This is a genomic window from Pseudomonas fluorescens, assembly GCF_018614775.1.
In the GTDB taxonomy this organism is placed as follows: domain Bacteria; phylum Pseudomonadota; class Gammaproteobacteria; order Pseudomonadales; family Pseudomonadaceae; genus Aquipseudomonas; species Aquipseudomonas fluorescens_BY.
This window is the reverse complement of record NZ_JAGGOF010000082.1, coordinates 20,127-37,803: the sequence shown is the minus strand read 5'-3', so window position 1 is coordinate 37,803 and position 17,677 is coordinate 20,127. Positions and strand designations below refer to the sequence as shown.

The window sequence follows — 17,677 nt, the reverse complement described above, 5'->3', positions numbered from 1 at the left end:
GCCTTCTTCAACATTCAAGGATTGAATATGACCGTTGCGATTAAAAAGCAGTTGGATGAAAGCCTGCGCGATGCGTTGCTGGCGCTGTACCTGAACAAGGTCGTGCCCGATAACGCCGTGACCCGTAACCTGACGCTCAAGACCGCCGAGGATCTCTATGAATACTGGTTGCTCGATGTGCTGGTGAGCCAGGACGTGCCCACTACCCCCGTGGCGTGTGCAATCGCCAGCCTGCAGCAGTACATTCACCGCATCCTGATGAACATGGAGCCCGGCTACGACTCGGCAAGCCTGGCAGCCGAGCACCTGTCGACATGGCGCAACCAACTGCATCAGTACTCCAGCTGGGCCGCCCATCAGAAGCTGCTCTATTTTCCGGCGCTTTACCTGGACCCGTTACTCAGGGCCGACAAGAGCGACAACTTTCTACAACTGGAGAACGACCTCAACCAGAATCGGCTTCAACCCGATGCCGTTCAATCAGCCGTCATGGCGTACCTGACCCGGTTCGAAGAAATCGCCAACCTGAATATCCTCAACGGCTACATCGATGGCGAGGACTTTGCCAACGGCACCTATTATTTCATTGCCAAATCCCGCACGGAGAACAGCTACTTCTGGCGTTCGTTGAACATGACGCAGCGCCCGCTCGATGGCCCGCCACCACCCCACCCGGCTCCCGCACCAAAACTGGACCAGCCGGATCCGTCTGCCTGGTCGGACTGGGAAAAGGCCGATGTCCCCATCCCCGAGAACGCCGCCGAGCACACGATTCGTCCCGTCAGGTTCAACAGTCGTCTGTTTGTCGTCTGGGCAGAATGCATTCATCAGGACCCATCAGCCTTCAGCAGCGACCCCACCAATGCCAACGCGGCGCTACCCGACAGCCACCGCCCGCTCCTGCGCATGAGCTATTGCTTCAAAAAATCGGATGGCAGCTGGAGTACTCCGCGGGTCGGTCTGCAAGGCTATTGCGAGAACACGACACTTGGCAGCAAGGACGTGGACGCAATCAAGGCATTGATCGGCACAGTGGCTGAGCATCGCCGCCAAGGCTCGCACGAAACGTTGTTTCTGGCCTTGTGTGGCTATCAGCCCAAGACGGATTCGCGCATCACGAATGGCAACGACCTGACTTTCATCAAGTCGACTTGCATCAATAAGCACCTCACCCCGGAGCCGGATAGCTCCCCCTCTACTGCTGCCGAGAAAGCCCTCACGGAGGCCGCCGTCCAGCGCATTCAAACAGCGACGTCTACGGAAGTCGTGTTCACAGAAACCGACCTTCCCAGCAACATGGACGTCACCATGTCCGATTTCGAAGGTAACTTCGAAGGAGGCTATCGGGATCGGATACATATCAGCCACATCAAGAGCGCTTCCACGCTCAGGCTGCGTATGACGGCAAGCATCGCCTTTACCCAGGCAGGGTCGGTTCCAACCCGAACAAGGGACGAGATGCGATTGAGAGTGCATAACGCCCCTCATCGTGAACCGCAAATGACAATGTACCTGGTGGTGCCTGCCCAAAGCCTGCCACCAACGCCCTATATACCGCTCAGTGAGTTCTCGGGCCTTTATCTCACCGACACCCAGGCTCCGTTGGACCGCAGCTACAGGTTCTCCTTCGCACACGTGACTGATGCGCTTAGAGACAGTGAACAGTCGCCCGGTATCACGCTGCAGTCCAGTCACATGAACCTTGAAGGGAAATTCATTTCCACAGACGCCGTAAGAAACTTGATCAAGGTGAGCCGGGGTCGTAATAACAGCTCCCAAACCAGATACTCGGAAACCGTAACGCTGAATGCAGAGCACTCCAAAGCCATCAAAGTGGAGGGCGTCATGGTTTTCTGTGATGAGCCGCTAGACAAACAGTATGTGGTCTTCCGACAACCAAAGGCACCGAAGCCCCAGCCCCTGACGTACGAGGACCTGACGGTTGTGGCAGAGTCCGCTCCGGCAGAGCTTCTGCCGGATGCTTTTGAGTTCCCATGGCCTGGCACCGAGCTCAATGAAGACGGTGCCACCCTCTTTCTCGGGGTGGCGTTCGTGCATCCCCGAGAACCGACAAAGAAGCTCTATTCCATCCTCAAAGCCATCACCCTGAAGCGCCCCCTCAAGCGCCAACAACCTCCGGGCATAACCCAGGTCACGACGCCTGGCCTCGGCACCACCCAGTTCATCGATTTCGCCAGGTCCGCAGTCAAGAAAAGCGACGCCTACGACCGATTACGCCCGCCCATCCGGTTGAACACGGTGTTCGCCGCCGAACTGGTCCGTCGAGCCGAGAACAGCCTGGATGCGCTGTTCGACTTGACGACCCAACACCTGCCGGAGCCCTTCGTGCCCGGTGACTCAAGCAACTGGATGGATTTTCACGGACCTTATGGCCGCTACTTCACCGAGCTTTTCCTCTACGTACCCTGGCTGGTCGCCCAGCGGTTGAATACCGAGCAGCGATACGAGGACGCTGAACGCTGGCTGCGCCATACCTTCGATCCGGGTCGCAACAACGGTGACCACTGGAGAAGCGTGCCGTTGATCGATAACGGCAGGCCTTCTTACGCCAACCAGACACCCCATGATCCCCACCAGATTGCCCTCAGCCACCCGGTGCACTTTCGCAAGGCGCTGTACTTTTTGTACCTCGACATCCTGATCAACCGAGGCGACGCCGCGTACCGCGAGCTGACACCCGACAGTCTCAGCGAGGCCAAGCTCTGGTATGCGCGGGCACTGGACCTGCTAGGGCCTCGGGCCGAGGTTCAACCACTTGTTCAATGGCCACGCATCAGCCTGCAAACGTTGAGCGAAACCAGTAATGAACATCTGCGCCGGTTCGAGTACGCGCTGACAAACTCCACCGCCAACCACGCACTCCACTTGTTGGGCGAAAGCAGCTCGCCGCCGTCCCTGCCGGCCATCGATACGCCATATTTGCGCATCCCCTTCCATCCCGAATTGCGCAAGCGCTGGGACATTACTGACAGTCGCCTGCACAACCTGCGGCATAACCTCGACATCGCCGGCAAGCCGCTGCATCTACCGATGTTTGCGCCTGCTCTGGACCCACGCGCATCGGCCATCGCCAGCGGCATGGACCTTTCGCGCAGCGCAGCACCGAGGTTGCCGAACACCCAGATCCCACCCTATCGCTTCACCGCCGTGCTCAACCAGGCCCAGGCGGCAGTGGAAAGCCTGTGCCAGTTCGGCGCCGCCTTGCTCTCGCTGATCGAACGCAAGGAGCAGGCGCAGTTGCAGGAACTCCAGCAACAACACGCCTGGGACCTGGCTAAACAGTCCGTCGACCTGCATCGCCAGGCGCTCAACATAGACCGGCATAACCGCCAGGCACTGCTGGCCAGCCAGGCTGTCGTTCAGGGTCGGCTGCACCATTATCAGCAGTTGCTGGAGAACGGCCTCTGTGAAATCGAGACCAAGGCCAGTGAGTTGTACTTGAGCAGCGGCTCCTCGGAACTCGATGCATCGAACGCACAGGTCGTGGCGGGCAGCCTGATGTTGATGCCGAACATTTTTGGCTTCAGCGTGGGAGGCAGCCGTTGGGAAGGTGCGCTGCACGCTGCCGCTGCCTTGGCCCAAGGCGACGCCATCAGGTATCGCACCGCCGCCCAGAACCTCGACCGTACGGCACAATTCACGCGTCGTCGGGAGGACTGGACCCTGGCCCAGGATCAGGCGCGGCTTGAATTGGCTCAGCTCGACGCCCAACTGGGATCTTGCGCCGAGCAGGAAACCGCCACACGCCTGCAACTGCGCCTGGCTGAATCGAGCCTGAACCAAGCCAAGGCCAACTACGACTTGCTCAGCAAGCGCTTTACCAAAGCGCAGCTGTACCAATGGCTGAACAGCCAGTTCGCCGCGCTCTACCGCCAGGCCTACGACGCAACCTCGGCCCTGTGCCTGGAAGCTGAAGCCTGTTGGCAATATGAGCTGGCGGATTTCAGCACGCGGTTCATCCAACCCGGGGCCTGGAATACGACCTATCGAGGGCTAGGCGCGGGCGAGCAGTTGAAACTGAACCTGTTGAACATGCAGGCCCAATACCTGCGACGTCACGAGCGCGAGCTGGAGATTCGCAGAACGGTATCGTTGCGGCATCTGAAGGACCAGACGCCAAGCAGCCCTATCAACCAGGACTGGACGCACGTCCATGCCGCCTTGAAGGAAGGCCAGTGCAAATTCGAGTTGACCCACGAACTCTTCGAAGACGACTACAAGGACCAGCAACATTATCTGCGACGCATCAAAACCATCAGCATTTCCCTGCCGGCCGTTGTTGGCCCCTATGAAAACATTCGAGCCACACTGACCCAGACCGCCAGCAAGGTGTTCCTGGCTGCAGGTGATCGAGGCGAAGCCATTGAGAGCCGACGCGCCCACCCACAAGTTGCCCTTTCAACCGGTGTCGATGATAACGGTCTGTTCACCCTGAACTTCAACGATGAACGCTACCTGCCCTTCGAATACACCGGCGCCATATCCAAATGGCAACTGACCTTCCCGAACCCGGAAAAACAGAAGGACCTGCTTGAATCGCTGACCGACATCATCGTGCATGTCAGCTATACGGCCCGGGTCGGCGGAGGTTCCCATGAATGAACACAGCGCGCTGCCCGTGTCCGCGCCGTCACTACCCAAAGGTGGCGGCGCGATCCAGAGCATCGGCAAAGGCCTGGGCACTGTCGGCGTCCACGGCACGACGACCTATGAAATTGCCCTGCCGATTTCGCCGGGCCGTGGCTTTGCCCCGCCTTTATCGCTGGCCTATTCCAGCTCGGCCGGCAACGGCGTGTTCGGCATCGGTTGGGGCCTGTCACTGCCGAGCGTGGCGCGAAGCACCCGCCACGGTGTGCCTGCCTATGATGACGATGACGAGATCATCGGCCCCGACGCCGTGGCGTGGTTGCCCGAGCGCGATGCATGGGGCGCTATCGATGCTACGCATGTCCACCACTACAACAAGCTGGAACTGGGCAAGCGCTACGCGGTGGTCCGTCATCACCCGAGAATCGAAAGCCGCTTCGACCGGATCGAGCATTGGTCGTCGGCGGATGACAAACCCGGATTCTGGCTCGTACACGGTGCCGATGGCTGCCTGCATGTCTTCGGAAAAAATCCCTCTGCGCGTCGAGCTGATCCACGGGATGCGAGCCGTGTCGGCGAATGGCTGCTGGAAGAAAGCCTGAACGCCCACGGTGAGCACATCCTTTACCACTACAAGTCCGACACGAGCGCCCAGCGTTATCTGAGCCGCGTGAGCTATGGCAATTTCCAGGCCGATGCCGACCTTTACCTGTGGCACGCCGACCGGCTGGCGTCTGCGCAATGGCACTTCGAACTGGTGGTCGACTATGGCGAGCGGAGCACCGAGTACGAACACGCACCGCGCTATGAAGGCCAGCAATGGCTGGCCCGGGGCGATGGTTTTTCCAGCTTCGCCTATGGCTTTGAATTACGCACCGAACGCCTGTGTCGCCAGGTGCTGATGTTTCACCGTTTTGCCGGGGAATGGGGCCCCGATCCCGTACTGGTGCGCCGCCTGCTGCTCGGCTACCGCCAGACGCCCCAGGGTTATCACCAGTTGATCACGGCTCACGACCAGGGGTTCGGTGAGGCGCAAACCATCGATAACCGTCCGCCGCTCGAGTTCAGCTACAGCGCGTTCACCCTCCCCGGGGAGCCCAGCGCCTGGCAACCTTGGCAAGACATGCCGGGGCTCGACGAAGCCACGGATTATCAATGGGTGGATCTGTACGGCGAAGGCCTCCCCGGTCTGCTCTATCGGGGCGAGACGTGCTGGTACTACCGTGAGCCCCTGCGAGACAAGGCCGACAGCGATGACGTCGCCTACGGTCAATGGCGAGCGCTGCCGCGGCTTCCCGTGGCAGATCCGGCCAGCCCCGTGCAGCAAGCACTGATCGACCTCACAGGCGATGGTCGACTGGACTGGGTCGTCGCCCAACCGGGGCTGAGCGGTTTTTTCTCCCTGGGCCCGGATCGGGGCTGGACGGATTTCGCCACATTCAAGGCGTTCCCTCCAGCGTTTTTCAACCCGCAGGGGCAATTGGCCGACCTGATGGGAGCAGGCCTCAGCGACCTGGCGTTGATCGGCCCGCGCAGCGTTCGTCTGTACGCCAACCTGCGGGAGGACGGATTTGCCCCTGTCCGTGAAGCAGCCCGTGATGTCGAGGACGACACCCTCCCGATCCTCAGCCACTGCGCCAGCGAACTGGCGGCGTTCAGCGACGTCCTGGGCAGCGGCCAGCAGCACCTGGTGCGCATTCGCCACAACGAAGTGAAGTGTTGGCCGAACCTGGGCCGTGGGCGTTTCGGCCAAGGCATCGTGCTGGGCTCGCCTGACCTCGCGCACGAAAATTTCGACGCTTCGCGGATCCGCCTGGCGGACCTGGACGGCTCCGGCGCCGTCGACCTGATCTACCTGCAAGCGCATCAGGCGCTGATCTTCATGAACCGTGGCGGCAACGGTTTCAACCCGCCCGTTGCCCTGCCATGGCCGGGAGGCATGCGCTACGACGGCTTATGCCAGGTGAACATCGTCGATCTGCAAGGGCTGGGCTGCTCCAGCCTGGTCCTGAGCGCGCCCCACAGCGGCGGCCGACACTGGCGCTGCGATTTCGTCAGCGCAAAGCCCTACCTGCTCACGGGCACGAACAACAACACCGGCGCGGCCAACCGCATCCGTTACCGCAGCTCGGCGCAGGAATGGCTGGATGAAAAAGCGCAGAGAATGACAGCCGGCCAGCCCCTGACCTGCCACGTGCCCCTGGTTCTGCATGTGGTATCGAGCCAAACCCAAGTGGATGAAATAACCGGCAACCAGCTGTCCCGCCGCTACGCTTACCGCCAGGGCTACTACGACGGCAAGGAGCGGGAATTTCGTGGCTTCGGCCTGCTGCTGCAAACCGACCATGAAACCCACCCTGTCGATACCGATCCCCAGGGTTTCACCGCAGCCTGCCTGAAGAAGAGCTGGTTTCACACCGGGCAGGCACCCGACCTGTCGCGTAACGCTTATAGCCACGCCGACCCACAGGCCGTCGCGCTGGGCAAGACCGTACTCTGCCAATACCAGCCGGATACCGGCAACGACACATTCGTTGCCGCACCCAGTCCGGCAACGCTTGATGAAATGTCTCGCGCCCTGAGTGGCCTGTTGTTGCGCAGCGAGGTATTCGGCGTCGATACGCGCCTGAACCGCACGACCCTGTATTCGGCCCAGGAGAACCGCTATGGGGTGCGTCTGCTTCAGGCGCCCGAGGGCAAACGGGGTCATGGGCGGATGCTGCCGCTGCTGCTGGAATCGATCCATTATCAGTACGAAGGCTTGAGCGACGATCCGCAATGCCGGCACACCTTCAATTTGCAGCATGATGGGTATGGCTCGTTGACCCACAGCGTCGATGTCCATTACGCCCGACGTAAAACCGTCGACGACTTGCCCCCGTTCAATGACCCCGACCAGCAGCGCTGGTGGCGCGATGCGCATGATCCGGCGCAACAGTTTCATTACCTGACCGAAACCCGCGCCGAGTACATCCACTTGCAAGATCCGCAAGCCTGGCGCCTTGGCCTGCCTTATCGCCAGCGCACCAACGCCTTGAGAAAAGCCAAGGCACCTGAAGCTGACGGAATGAGCACAGCGGACATGAACCATGAAAAACTCAGCGAACTCACCCGAAGCACCCGCTGGATGTCCGCCAGTATGCTGACCGGCCTGTCCATTCAACGCTACAAACACACCTCGAGCGCAGAAACCCTGCCGGACGGTGTCGCCCACTTCGAGGCTCTGGCCGATCATCGGGAAAGCGCCGAACTGGACGAAACCGCGTTGCAAGCCTTCCACCTGTTACCGCAGGCCCAGCGTCCCAAAGGCAAGCTACTCGAAAGAAGCGGCTATCACCCCATGGATCTGTTTCTTCCCGAGACCCCTCCAGGCAAGAAGATCTGGTCAGTCAAAAGTGACTTCGCGACCTACGCCCCGCTGCAGGGTTTTTACAGGATCGAGACTTCGCAAGCGAGCAAGAGCCACGGCGTGACCGAGTACAGCTACGACCGCTATCGCTGCTTCATCACCGCGCTCAAGCTGCCCGACGGCTGTGTTACCCGGGTGCACCACGACTACCGTTCACTTCAGCCGTGGCGCATTACCGATCCCAATGGCAATAGCCAGGAAAGTCTCGTCGATGCCTTTGGTCAGGTGCTGGCCAGCACCTTCTACGGCAGTGAGTACAACAGCGTCGCAGGTTTCAAGCCGCTCGCGCAGTTCAAGCGGCCGCACTTCAACAGCCCCACCGAAGCGATCGAACAAAGCAGAGAGGCCCTTCAGGACGCCGCCACCGCCCTCTACTACGCCCCCTTCAGCTGGATGGGGCACGTGTCCAGTGCGGCCTTGGCAGATACCGACTGGTTGGCGCGCTGCGTGCTCAACGGTGACCTGCTGCCCAGCGGGCACATCTGTGCATCGGCCCGAATCCGCCTGATGGCGCTACAAGCACCCTCTCTCGACGATCTGAAACTGCAAAAAGAAATAGTGGCCTCGGCCCGTGAGCCGATGCACATTGCAGCGCTGGTGGCCGACCGTTATCCCGGCGACCCGCAACAACAGATCCGCATCAGCCTGACCTGCTTCGACGGCTTCGGGCGCACGTTGCAAAGCAAGCAGCAGGTCGAGCCAGGTATGGCCTACGTCGTCAACGCCCAGGGCGCGCTGACGCTCAATGACAAACGACCTCTGGAGCAAACCGCCGCGAGACGCTGGCGTGTCAGCGAGCGGGTGGAATACAACAACCTCGGCTTACCGATTCGCCTCTACCGTCCTTACTTCGCCGACCAGCATCGCTACATAAACGACGTGTCCTTGCGTCGGTTCGGTTATTGCGACCGACAATTCTACGATCCGCTGGGCCGCCCCTCCCACACGCGGCTTGCCAGTCAAAGTGGCATCTCCCCCATGCGCCGGCACACCCGTCACGCCTGGTACACCCTCGACGAAGACGAGAACGACACCTTGGAAGAGACCATGGCCAAGCATTACCCGACCACCGGAGGTGCGGCATGACCCCACACTTGCATCGCAAAACGCCGACGATCAATGCCGTCGACAGCCGGGGATTGTCCGTGCGGCAGGTCGCTTACTGCCGGCGCCACATGGACGACCCCGCCCAGGCGCGCATCACCCGACAGGCCTTTGACCTCGCCGGACGCCCCGTTGCGCAATGGGATCCCCGACTCTCCGGCGACGCACCGCAAGCCAACCTGACCACCGTCTACAGCTTCTCCGGCAAGCCCCTGCGGATAGACAGCCTCGACGCCGGCTGGCGCCTGAACCTGCCGGGTGATGCCGGCCAGATCCTGCGTTGCTGGGACCAGCGAGGGCACCGCTGGCGTACCTTCTACGATGATCAGCTGCGGCCGACCGAGGTCCAGGAACAAGGGACGCAAGAGGGCCTGCGCCGGATCGAATGCCTGCGCTACGGCGACAGCTCGCCCACCTCGGCGGCCTACAATCTCTGTGGTGCCCTGACCCGTCACGATGACAGCGCTGGCAGCCTGTCCATCAGCAACTATGGGCTAAGTGGCAAACCGCTAGGCCAGGCAAGGCACTTCCTGGTCGGTTGCGCATCACCCAATTGGCCGGCCGATGAAAAGGACCGCGACGGGCTGCTGGAACCGGGTAATGGCTACGCCACCAGCTGGCGCTACGATGCGTTGGGGCAGCCTATCCTGCAGGTGGATGCGGCGCAGCACCAACAGCGCTATGCGTTTGATGTCGCCGGCCAACTCAAAGCCGTGGGCTTGAAGATAAAAGGCTCTGCGACTGAGAAAATCGTCGTACGGGAGCTGGTCTACAACGCATCTGGCCAGGTTGAATCCCAGGTTGCCGGCAATGGCGTCATCAGTCGCGCCGCGTTCGACCCGGCCAGTGGTCGCCTGATCGCCCTCAGCGCGGCGGTGTCCGGCAGCACCTTGCAGGATCTGCGCTACACCTACGACGCGGTGGGTAACGTCACCCAAATTGAGGACAGGGCCCAACCGGTGCAGTTCGGCAGCAATCAGCGGGTCGACGCCATCAGTACATTCAGCTACGACAGCCTCTATCAGTTGATCAGCGCGACGGGGCGTGAATCCTCGGGTCTGACCGGCAACCCCAGCCTTGCTACGCTCAGCCGAGCACCGTTCGATGCCCGGCAACTGTTCAGGTTTACCGAGCACTACGAATACGACGCCGGCGGCAATCTGATCGAACTGCGCCATGTCCGCGACCGCAATCACTACACCCGGACCTACAACGTTGCCACGGCAAGTAATCGCCTCACGTCCTGGAACATCGGCCACTCAGCGCCTGACGTAACGGTTGGTTTCGACGATAACGGCAACCAGCAGACGCTCGGGCCAGGCCGGACGCTGGAGTGGAACACCCGCAATCAACTCGCCAAGGTGACGTTGGTCCGCCGTGAGGACGGACACGACGACACCGAACGTTACTGCTACGACAGCAATGGGCAACGGGTTTGCAAGATACAAACCACCCGGGCCGCGACGGTGACGCACACCCGGGAAGCCCGTTATCTGCCGGGCCTGGAAATTCGCACCCGTCCTAACGAGCGCCTGGAAGTCATTACCGTGCAAGCCGGTCGGTGCAGTGTCCGTTATTTGCACTGGACCGAAGGTCGCCCGGCCGGTATTGCGACCAGCCCGTTTCGCTACAGCCTGGACGATCACTTGGGGTCCAGCACGATGGAACTCGACGGCGAGGGCTGGCTGATCAGCCAGGAAAGTTACCTGCCGTACGGTGGCACCGCGTGGGCGGCGTCCCGCTCAGCCGTGGAAGCCGACTACCGGACCATTCGTTACTCCGGCAAGGAGCACGACGCCAGCGGACTGTATTACTACGGGCAGCGCTACTACGCGCCGTGGTTGCAACGCTGGATCAGTGCCGATCCGGCGGGGGCAATTGATGGGCTGAACTTATATTGCATGGTGGGTAATAACCCCGTGCGCTATAACGACCCGAACGGCCAGGACAAAGAAGAGTTCAACATCAGGAAAGAGATAGCGGCCTATCCAAATATTCTGTCCCAGGTCAACAACCGGCTCAGCACGCTGAACCACCAGCTGTACAACAGCATGAGTACAAAAGACATCACCAAGAGTGTCTTTCAGCGTTACGCCTACAACGCCTTCAAGAACGCGGCTTCGCTGGGTGCAGGGGCCTTGGCGGCGCCAGCAGGGCTGGTTGCCTCATGGTCGGCCATGAGCGGCACCGCAGCAGGTATCGACAGCCTCGCCGGAAAAATGGATGCGACGCGACATCTGCCTGAGTCTGTCTACCCACAAGTCAGCCGACTGGACCCCGACGATATCGAGCATGAAGGCCGGACAGCTTTTTATGACCTGAACGCAAAGTCCCGCAAAGCCATCAAAGACCTGGACCCGCGCGAAGCGACCGGGCAAAAGAAAATATCGTTGATGGTGACCAATTTCATCCTGACCAAAGTACTTCGGGTTCCGGGCGCATGGATCGCCAACTTCGAAGCGTCTACCCAGGCCACCAAGACCTCGAATGGAATTCCCGGACAAAAAATCCAACGCTTGAACGATGCACTGCTTGAGCTCGACGGATACCTGGAGCACGACGCCAATGCCATCAATGCAGCATTCGATCGACTTGGGGTGGAGGAGTTTTACGGCCCTGGCGCGAAAGGGATGCTGAACCGGACCCTGGACCAGATGACCGATCAAACCGGCACGGCAGGCGCCCGGACACTGCGCCGTACGCAGATGCAGCAGCAAATCAACGCCACTCGGGCAACTATCCAACGCGGACGGGAACTGCTGTTCAGGCTGAACCAATACAACCAGTCAATGGGTCGATACGCGGCCGCCTAGCATTCACGACAATGGGGGATCGGTGTCCGGGCATCTGCTCCGCAGCACGGGTTCAGGCACTGATCGCATCAGTAAACACCAGCCGATTACCGAATGGATCAGTGATGGTCATGTCCTGGCTTCCCCAGGGCATGGCCTGGATCTGTGGCCGGGCGAAGGTGTACGACTTGGCGAGCAGTTGTGCCTGGAACGCTTGGTTTTTTCACGCCTCTCAAACGTCGTGTACAGAACCGAATCCAAGACGCAGATCACCTTGGCGCGCCAGGAACCGTCCTCCCCTGCGCCCATTCGCCTGCCCCTCGCTGTAGCTCAGGACACCATTGACCCACACCCCATCGATGCCTTCGGCGGCCCGTTGCGGCGCGTTGAAATCGGCCACGTCACGAACAGTGTGCGGGTTGAACAGCACCAGGTCCGCCCAATGTCCTTCACGGATTTCACCGCGCTCTTTCAGGCCGAAGCGCGACGCGGAAAGACCGGTCATTTTGTGCACGGCGGTGTGCAGCGCAAACAGCCCGACGTCTCGACTGAAATGTCCAAGTACCCGCGGGAAAGCGCCCCACAAGCGCGGATGGGGAAACGGGTCTTCGGGCAACCCGTCAGAGCCGACCATGGACAGCGGGTGGGCGAGGATGCGTCTGACATCGCCTTCGTCCATGCCGTAGTACACCGCGCCGGCCGGTTGCAGGCGCACGGCTGCTTCCAACAGCGACACGCCCCATTCGCCGGCGATGTCGGCCAGGTCGCGACCGCCCGCTGAGGGATGCGGCGTCGACCAGGTGATGGTGATGCGATGGGCATCGGTCACTTGCTTGAGATCCAGCGTCGAAGAGCTGGCCGCGTAGGGGTAACAGTCACAGCCGACCGGGTGGTTCTTCGCAGCGTCTTCCAGCGCCGCGAGCACTTGCGGACTGCGCCCCCAGTTACCGGTGCCGGCACATTTGAGGTGGGAAATGATCACTGGACTCTGGGCGTGACGGCCAATCTGGAAAGCCTCGGCCATGGCTTCGAGCACCGGTTCGAATTCGCTGCGCAGGTGCGTGGTGTAGACCGCACCGAACCCACTCAACGCTTCGGTCAGTTGCATGACTTCGTCGGTGGATGCGCAAAACGCGTTGGCGTAGGCCAGGCCGGTGGACAACCCCAGTGCACCGTCCTCCAGGCTCTCACGCAACTGCTGACGCATGGCGGCGATTTCTCCCACACTGGCGGTGCGCAACAAATCGTCCATGTGGTTGCTGCGCAGCGCGGTGTGGCCCACCAGCGCGGCGACGTTGACCGCCGGTGCCGCCGCCTCCACCGCGCCACGATAATCGCTGAAGCGTGGGTACACGAACGCCTGGGCCGCGCCGAGCAGGTTCATCGGGTCGGGCGGATCGCCCCGCAGGCGCACTGGCGAAGCGCTGATGCCGCAGTTGCCGACGATCACCGTGGTCACGCCCTGGCTGAGCTTGGGCAGCATCTGCGGTTGGCGAATCACCACCGTGTCGTCGTGGGTGTGCACATCGATGAAACCCGGCGCCAGCACGCGGCCGGCGGCGTCGATTTCGGCAACTGCCCGTGCATTGCCGAGATCGCCAATGCGCTCGATGCGCCCGGCGCGAATCGCGACATCGGCGGTGTAGCCGGGCGTATTGGTGCCATCGATCACCCGCGCGTTGCGGATAAGCGTGTCGTAGAGCATGTCAGTCTCCCAGCGGCAGCTGATCGTCGCCGCCGCGGTAATCGTCCAGGGCGAGTTTGACTCGTCGCAGGCGTTCTTGATTGTCTTCGGGATTGGCCAGCGCAAGCTCGGTGGCGAGCACGTCGACGGCCAGCAGCATGCCGTAGCGCGCCGCCGTGGGTTTGTAGATGAACGAGGTTTCAGCGCCTTGCAGGGGCAATACCACATCGGCCAGTCGGGCCAGCGGCGAGTCGGCCCGGGTGATCGCCAGGATTGCCGCGCCGTAACTGCGGGCCAGCTCAACGGCATTGAGCAGTTCCGGGGTGATACCGGTGAGGGAGCAGGCGATCACCACATGCGCCTCGCTCAGCGAAGTGGCGGTGATGCGCATCATCACCGGGTCGCGGCACGCGGCGATCGGGTAGCCGAAGCGCACCAGCCGCACTTGCAACTCTTCGCCGCACAATGCCGACCAACCACCGAGCCCGAACGCATGGATCATCCGTGCCTTGCCAAGCATCCGCACGGCATCGGTGAACCGCGTCTCTTCGAACGCCGACAGATGCTGGCGCAAGGTGGATTCGATATCACCGACGATCTGCCCGTAAAACGCCGATTGCTCGGGCGCGCCTGCCGGGTCGAGGAACCGGCTGCCGACGCCGCTGGCCTGGGCCAGTTGCAAGCGCAGGTCGCGCAGGTCGCGACAGCCGACGGTGCGGGCAAAGCGCGACAAGGTGGCGCTGCTGACTTCGGCCCGCTGGGCCAGCTCATCGAGGCTGGCGGAGGCGGCAAACCCGACGTCGTCGAGCATCAGCCGGGCGATTCTTCCTTCGCCGGCGCTGAAGGAATCCTGACGGGCGCGGATCTGGTAGAGGATGTCCATGACGGCTCCTGTGGGGTGGATTGCGCTCAGAGCAAACGCGCGAGCCCGAGGGTCAGGCCGAAGGCGACCACGGAAATCAGGGTTTCGAGCACGGTCCAGGTCTTGAAGGTCTGGGCAACGGTCATATTGAAGTATTCCTTGATCAGCCAGAAGCCACCGTCGTTGACGTGGGAAAAGATCACTGACCCGGCCCCGGTGGCCAGCACCAGCAACTCGGGATGGGGGTAGCCCAGGCCGATCGCCACGGGCGCGACGATGCCCGACGCCGTGGTCATCGCCACCGTGGCCGAGCCCGTGGCGACGCGCATCAGGGCCGCGAACAGCCAGCCCATGACCAGCGGCGACAATTGGAATGCCTGGGCCAGGCCGACGATCTGCTGGGTCACCCCGGCGTCCACCAGGATCCGGTTCAAACCGCCACCGGCGCCCACCAGCAACGTGATGCTGGCTGTGGGAGCCAGGCATTCGTTGGTGAACTTCAAAATCGACTCACGGTTGAAGCCCTGGGCCAGGCCGAGCGTCCAGAAGCTGAGGACGGTGGCCAGCAGCAGGGCGATCACCGAGTTGCCGATGAACAACAGGAACTGATTGAAACCGCTGCCGGGCGTGGAGATCAGGTTGGCCCAGCCGCCGATCAGCATCAGGACCACCGGCAGCAGGATGGTCCCCAGCGTGATGCCGAACCCCGGCAACCGCGCGCGGGGTTCGCGCTCGAGAAACTGCCGCTCCAGCGGGTTTTGCGCCGGCAGCTGGATGCGCGGCACGATGAATTTAGCGTACAGCGGGCCGGCGATGATCGCGGTGGGGATGCCGACCAGGATCGCGTACAGCAAAGTCTGGCCCACCGAGGCCTGGAATGCCTGCACCGCCAGCATCGCCGCCGGGTGCGGCGGCACCAGGGCATGGACCACCGAGAGCCCGGCGACCATCGGCAGCCCGACCATCAGGATCGACACGCCCACGCGCCGGGCGATGGTGAACGCGATGGGCACCAACAGTACAAAACCGACTTCGAAGAACAACGGCAGCCCGACCAGGAAAGCGATGCACACCATCGCCCAATGGGCGTTGCGCTCGCCGAAACGCTCGATCAGCGTCTGTGCCATCCGCTCGGCCCCGCCGGACTCGGCCATCATTTTGCCGAGCATCGTGCCCAGGGCCACCACCAGCGCAATGTGCCCCAGCGTCTTGCCCACCCCGGCCTCGTACGCCCCCACCACGCCCGACGGCGGCATCCCGGCGAGCAGCGCCAGGCCGATGGACACCAGCGTGATGACAATGAACGGGTTGAGCCGGTAACGGGCGATCAACACGATCAACGCAATGATGGCGATGGCCGCGTAGACCAACAGCCAATATCCGAAAGCAGGGGCCATGCGGTACTCCTTGAACAGGGTCACGTCTATGAGTTGTGAAACTCATAAATCATTTCAAGGAATAATCTTCAAACGTTTTGAAAGTAAATTTCGTGCACGGACAAGACGTGTCGCTGACGGGCATTGCGAAGCAGCGCCGATGAAAATCCCACAACAAATTTTCATCCCCTGGCACCGGCTTTGTGGGAGCGAGCCTGCTCGCGATAGCGACGTGTCAGTCACCTCTCCATGCCGATTGACCAGGCGCCATCGCGAGCAGGCTCGCTCCCACAGTGGAATTTCCGTACTATCGCCTTCTGCTTTTGCACCATGTTCCCCCGGCCCCCTCAACCGGGGCCCTGTCAGGTAAACCATGAAACCAGCACGCCTTCGCGCCGACGTCCTCGCCGGCCTCACTACGTCTTTCGCCTTGCTCCCCGAATGCATTGCCTTCGCCCTGGTGGCCCACCTCAACCCGCTGATGGGCCTTTACGGCGCCTTCATCATCTGCACCTTGACGGCCCTGTTCGGCGGTCGGCCGGGCATGGTGTCCGGCGCGGCGGGATCGATGGCGGTGGTGATTGTCGCGCTGGTGGTGCAGCACGGCGTGCAGTACCTGCTGGCGACGGTGTTGTTGGGCGGATTGATCATGGTGGCGTTCGGGTTGCTGCGGCTGGGCAAGTTGATACGCATGGTGCCGCACCCGGTGATGCTCGGCTTCGTCAACGGCCTGGCGATTGTGATTGCGCTGGCCCAATTGGAGCATTTCAAGAATGGCGAAGCCTGGCTGAGCGGCGGGCCGCTGTACCTGATGGCCGGCCTGGTGGCGCTGACCATGGCCATCGTCTACCTGCTACCGCGCCTGACCCGCAGCGTGCCACCGGCCCTGGTGGCGATCCTCGGCGTCGGCCTGGCAGTGTACCTGCTCGGCCTGCCCACCCGGACCCTGGGCGACATGGCCCACATTGCCGGCGGGTTGCCGAGCCTCGCCCTGCCGGACATTCCCTGGAACCTGGAGACCCTGCAGATCGTGGCGCCCTATGCGGTGATCATGGCGATGGTGGGTTTGCTGGAAACCCTGCTGACCCTGAACCTGACCGACGAAATCACCGAGAGCCGCGGCTATCCGGACCGTGAATGCGTGGCGTTGGGCGCGTCGAATATCGTCTCGGGCCTGTTCGGCGGCATGGGCGGTTGCGCAATGATCGGCCAGACGGTGATCAACCTCAGCTCCGGCGGACGCGGGCGTTTGTCCGGTGTGGTGGCCGGGGTGATGGTGTTGCTGTTCGTGCTGTTCCTGTCGCCGCTGATCGAGCGCATTCCGCTTGCCGCGCTGGTGGGGGTGATGTTCGTGGTGTCGCAGCAGACGTTTGCCTGGGCCTCGTTGCGGGTGATCAACAAGGTACCGGTCAATGACGTGCTGGTGATCATTGCCGTAACCATCATCACCGTATTCACCGACCTGGCGGTGGCGGTGCTCTGCGGGATCATCGTCGCGGCGCTCAACTTCGCCTGGCAACAGGCTCGGGAGCTGTACGCCGACACGCACCTGGAGGCCGACGGCAGCAAACTCTACCGGCTGCATGGCACGCTGTTCTTCGCCTCGACCACGCCATTCCTCAACCAGTTCGACCCGGCCAACGACCCGGCCCAGGTCACCCTGGACTGCCGCCACTTGAGCTTCGTCGACTACTCGGCCATCGCCGCCCTGAAAACCCTGCGCGAACGCTACAGCAAGGCCGGCAAGCACCTGCGGGTGTTCCACCTGTCCGAGCGCTGCAAGCAGATGCTCAAGCGCGCCGGCGTGCACCACGACTGATTTCCATGCCTTCACAAAACCCT

7 protein-coding genes and 1 pseudogene are annotated in these 17,677 nt (G+C 61.8%); 4 read left to right on the top strand and 4 right to left on the bottom strand.

Annotation, left to right across the window (positions count from 1 at the left end; genetic code table 11):
* Window positions 1-27: 27 nt before the first annotated feature.
* Genes J7E36_RS19835 through J7E36_RS19825 form a run of 3 tightly spaced genes read left to right on the top strand, consistent with a single transcriptional unit; the run spans window position 28 to window position 11,934 of the window.
* The gene (locus tag J7E36_RS19835; protein ID WP_215006666.1) at window positions 28-4,623 is read left to right on the top strand and encodes a neuraminidase-like domain-containing protein; all 4,596 of its coding nucleotides are present in this window, start codon (window positions 28-30) and stop codon (window positions 4,621-4,623) included.
* Window positions 4,616-9,103, top strand: a complete 4,488-nt coding sequence (locus J7E36_RS19830) for a SpvB/TcaC N-terminal domain-containing protein (RefSeq protein WP_215006663.1) — start codon at window positions 4,616-4,618, stop codon at window positions 9,101-9,103. The genes J7E36_RS19835 and J7E36_RS19830 overlap by 8 nt, the downstream gene beginning before the upstream one ends.
* Window positions 9,100-11,934 (top strand): RHS repeat-associated core domain-containing protein, encoded by a 2,835-nt coding sequence (locus J7E36_RS19825; RefSeq protein ID WP_215006660.1) that lies wholly within the window; start codon window positions 9,100-9,102, stop codon window positions 11,932-11,934. Before J7E36_RS19830 ends, J7E36_RS19825 begins: the two co-directional genes overlap by 4 nt.
* Window positions 11,935-11,986: 52 nt before the next feature.
* Here J7E36_RS19825 and J7E36_RS19820 read toward each other — a convergent pair.
* The 4 genes and pseudogenes from J7E36_RS19820 to J7E36_RS19805 form a co-directional block, all read right to left on the bottom strand.
* Window positions 11,987-12,130, bottom strand: a pseudogene (locus tag J7E36_RS19820) (glyoxalase superfamily protein); the annotation flags it as partial.
* Window positions 12,131-12,145: 15 nt separating this feature from the next.
* Entirely contained in the window at window positions 12,146-13,618 is a 1,473-nt protein-coding gene (locus tag J7E36_RS19815; RefSeq protein WP_215006655.1) for an N-acyl-D-amino-acid deacylase family protein, read from the bottom strand.
* Between the two features lies 1 nt (window position 13,619).
* Entirely contained in the window at window positions 13,620-14,480 is an 861-nt protein-coding gene (locus tag J7E36_RS19810; RefSeq protein WP_215006652.1) for a MurR/RpiR family transcriptional regulator, read from the bottom strand.
* A gap of 26 nt (window positions 14,481-14,506) precedes the next feature.
* Complete coding sequence (locus J7E36_RS19805; protein ID WP_215006649.1) at window positions 14,507-15,856, bottom strand: gluconate:H+ symporter; 1,350 nt, start codon at window positions 15,854-15,856, stop codon at window positions 14,507-14,509.
* Window positions 15,857-16,208: 352 nt separating this feature from the next.
* On the opposite strand from J7E36_RS19805, the gene J7E36_RS19800 reads away from it, so the two are divergent.
* Window positions 16,209-17,654, top strand: a complete 1,446-nt coding sequence (locus J7E36_RS19800; protein WP_215006646.1) for a SulP family inorganic anion transporter — start codon at window positions 16,209-16,211, stop codon at window positions 17,652-17,654.
* The last annotated feature ends 23 nt before the right edge of the window (window positions 17,655-17,677 follow it).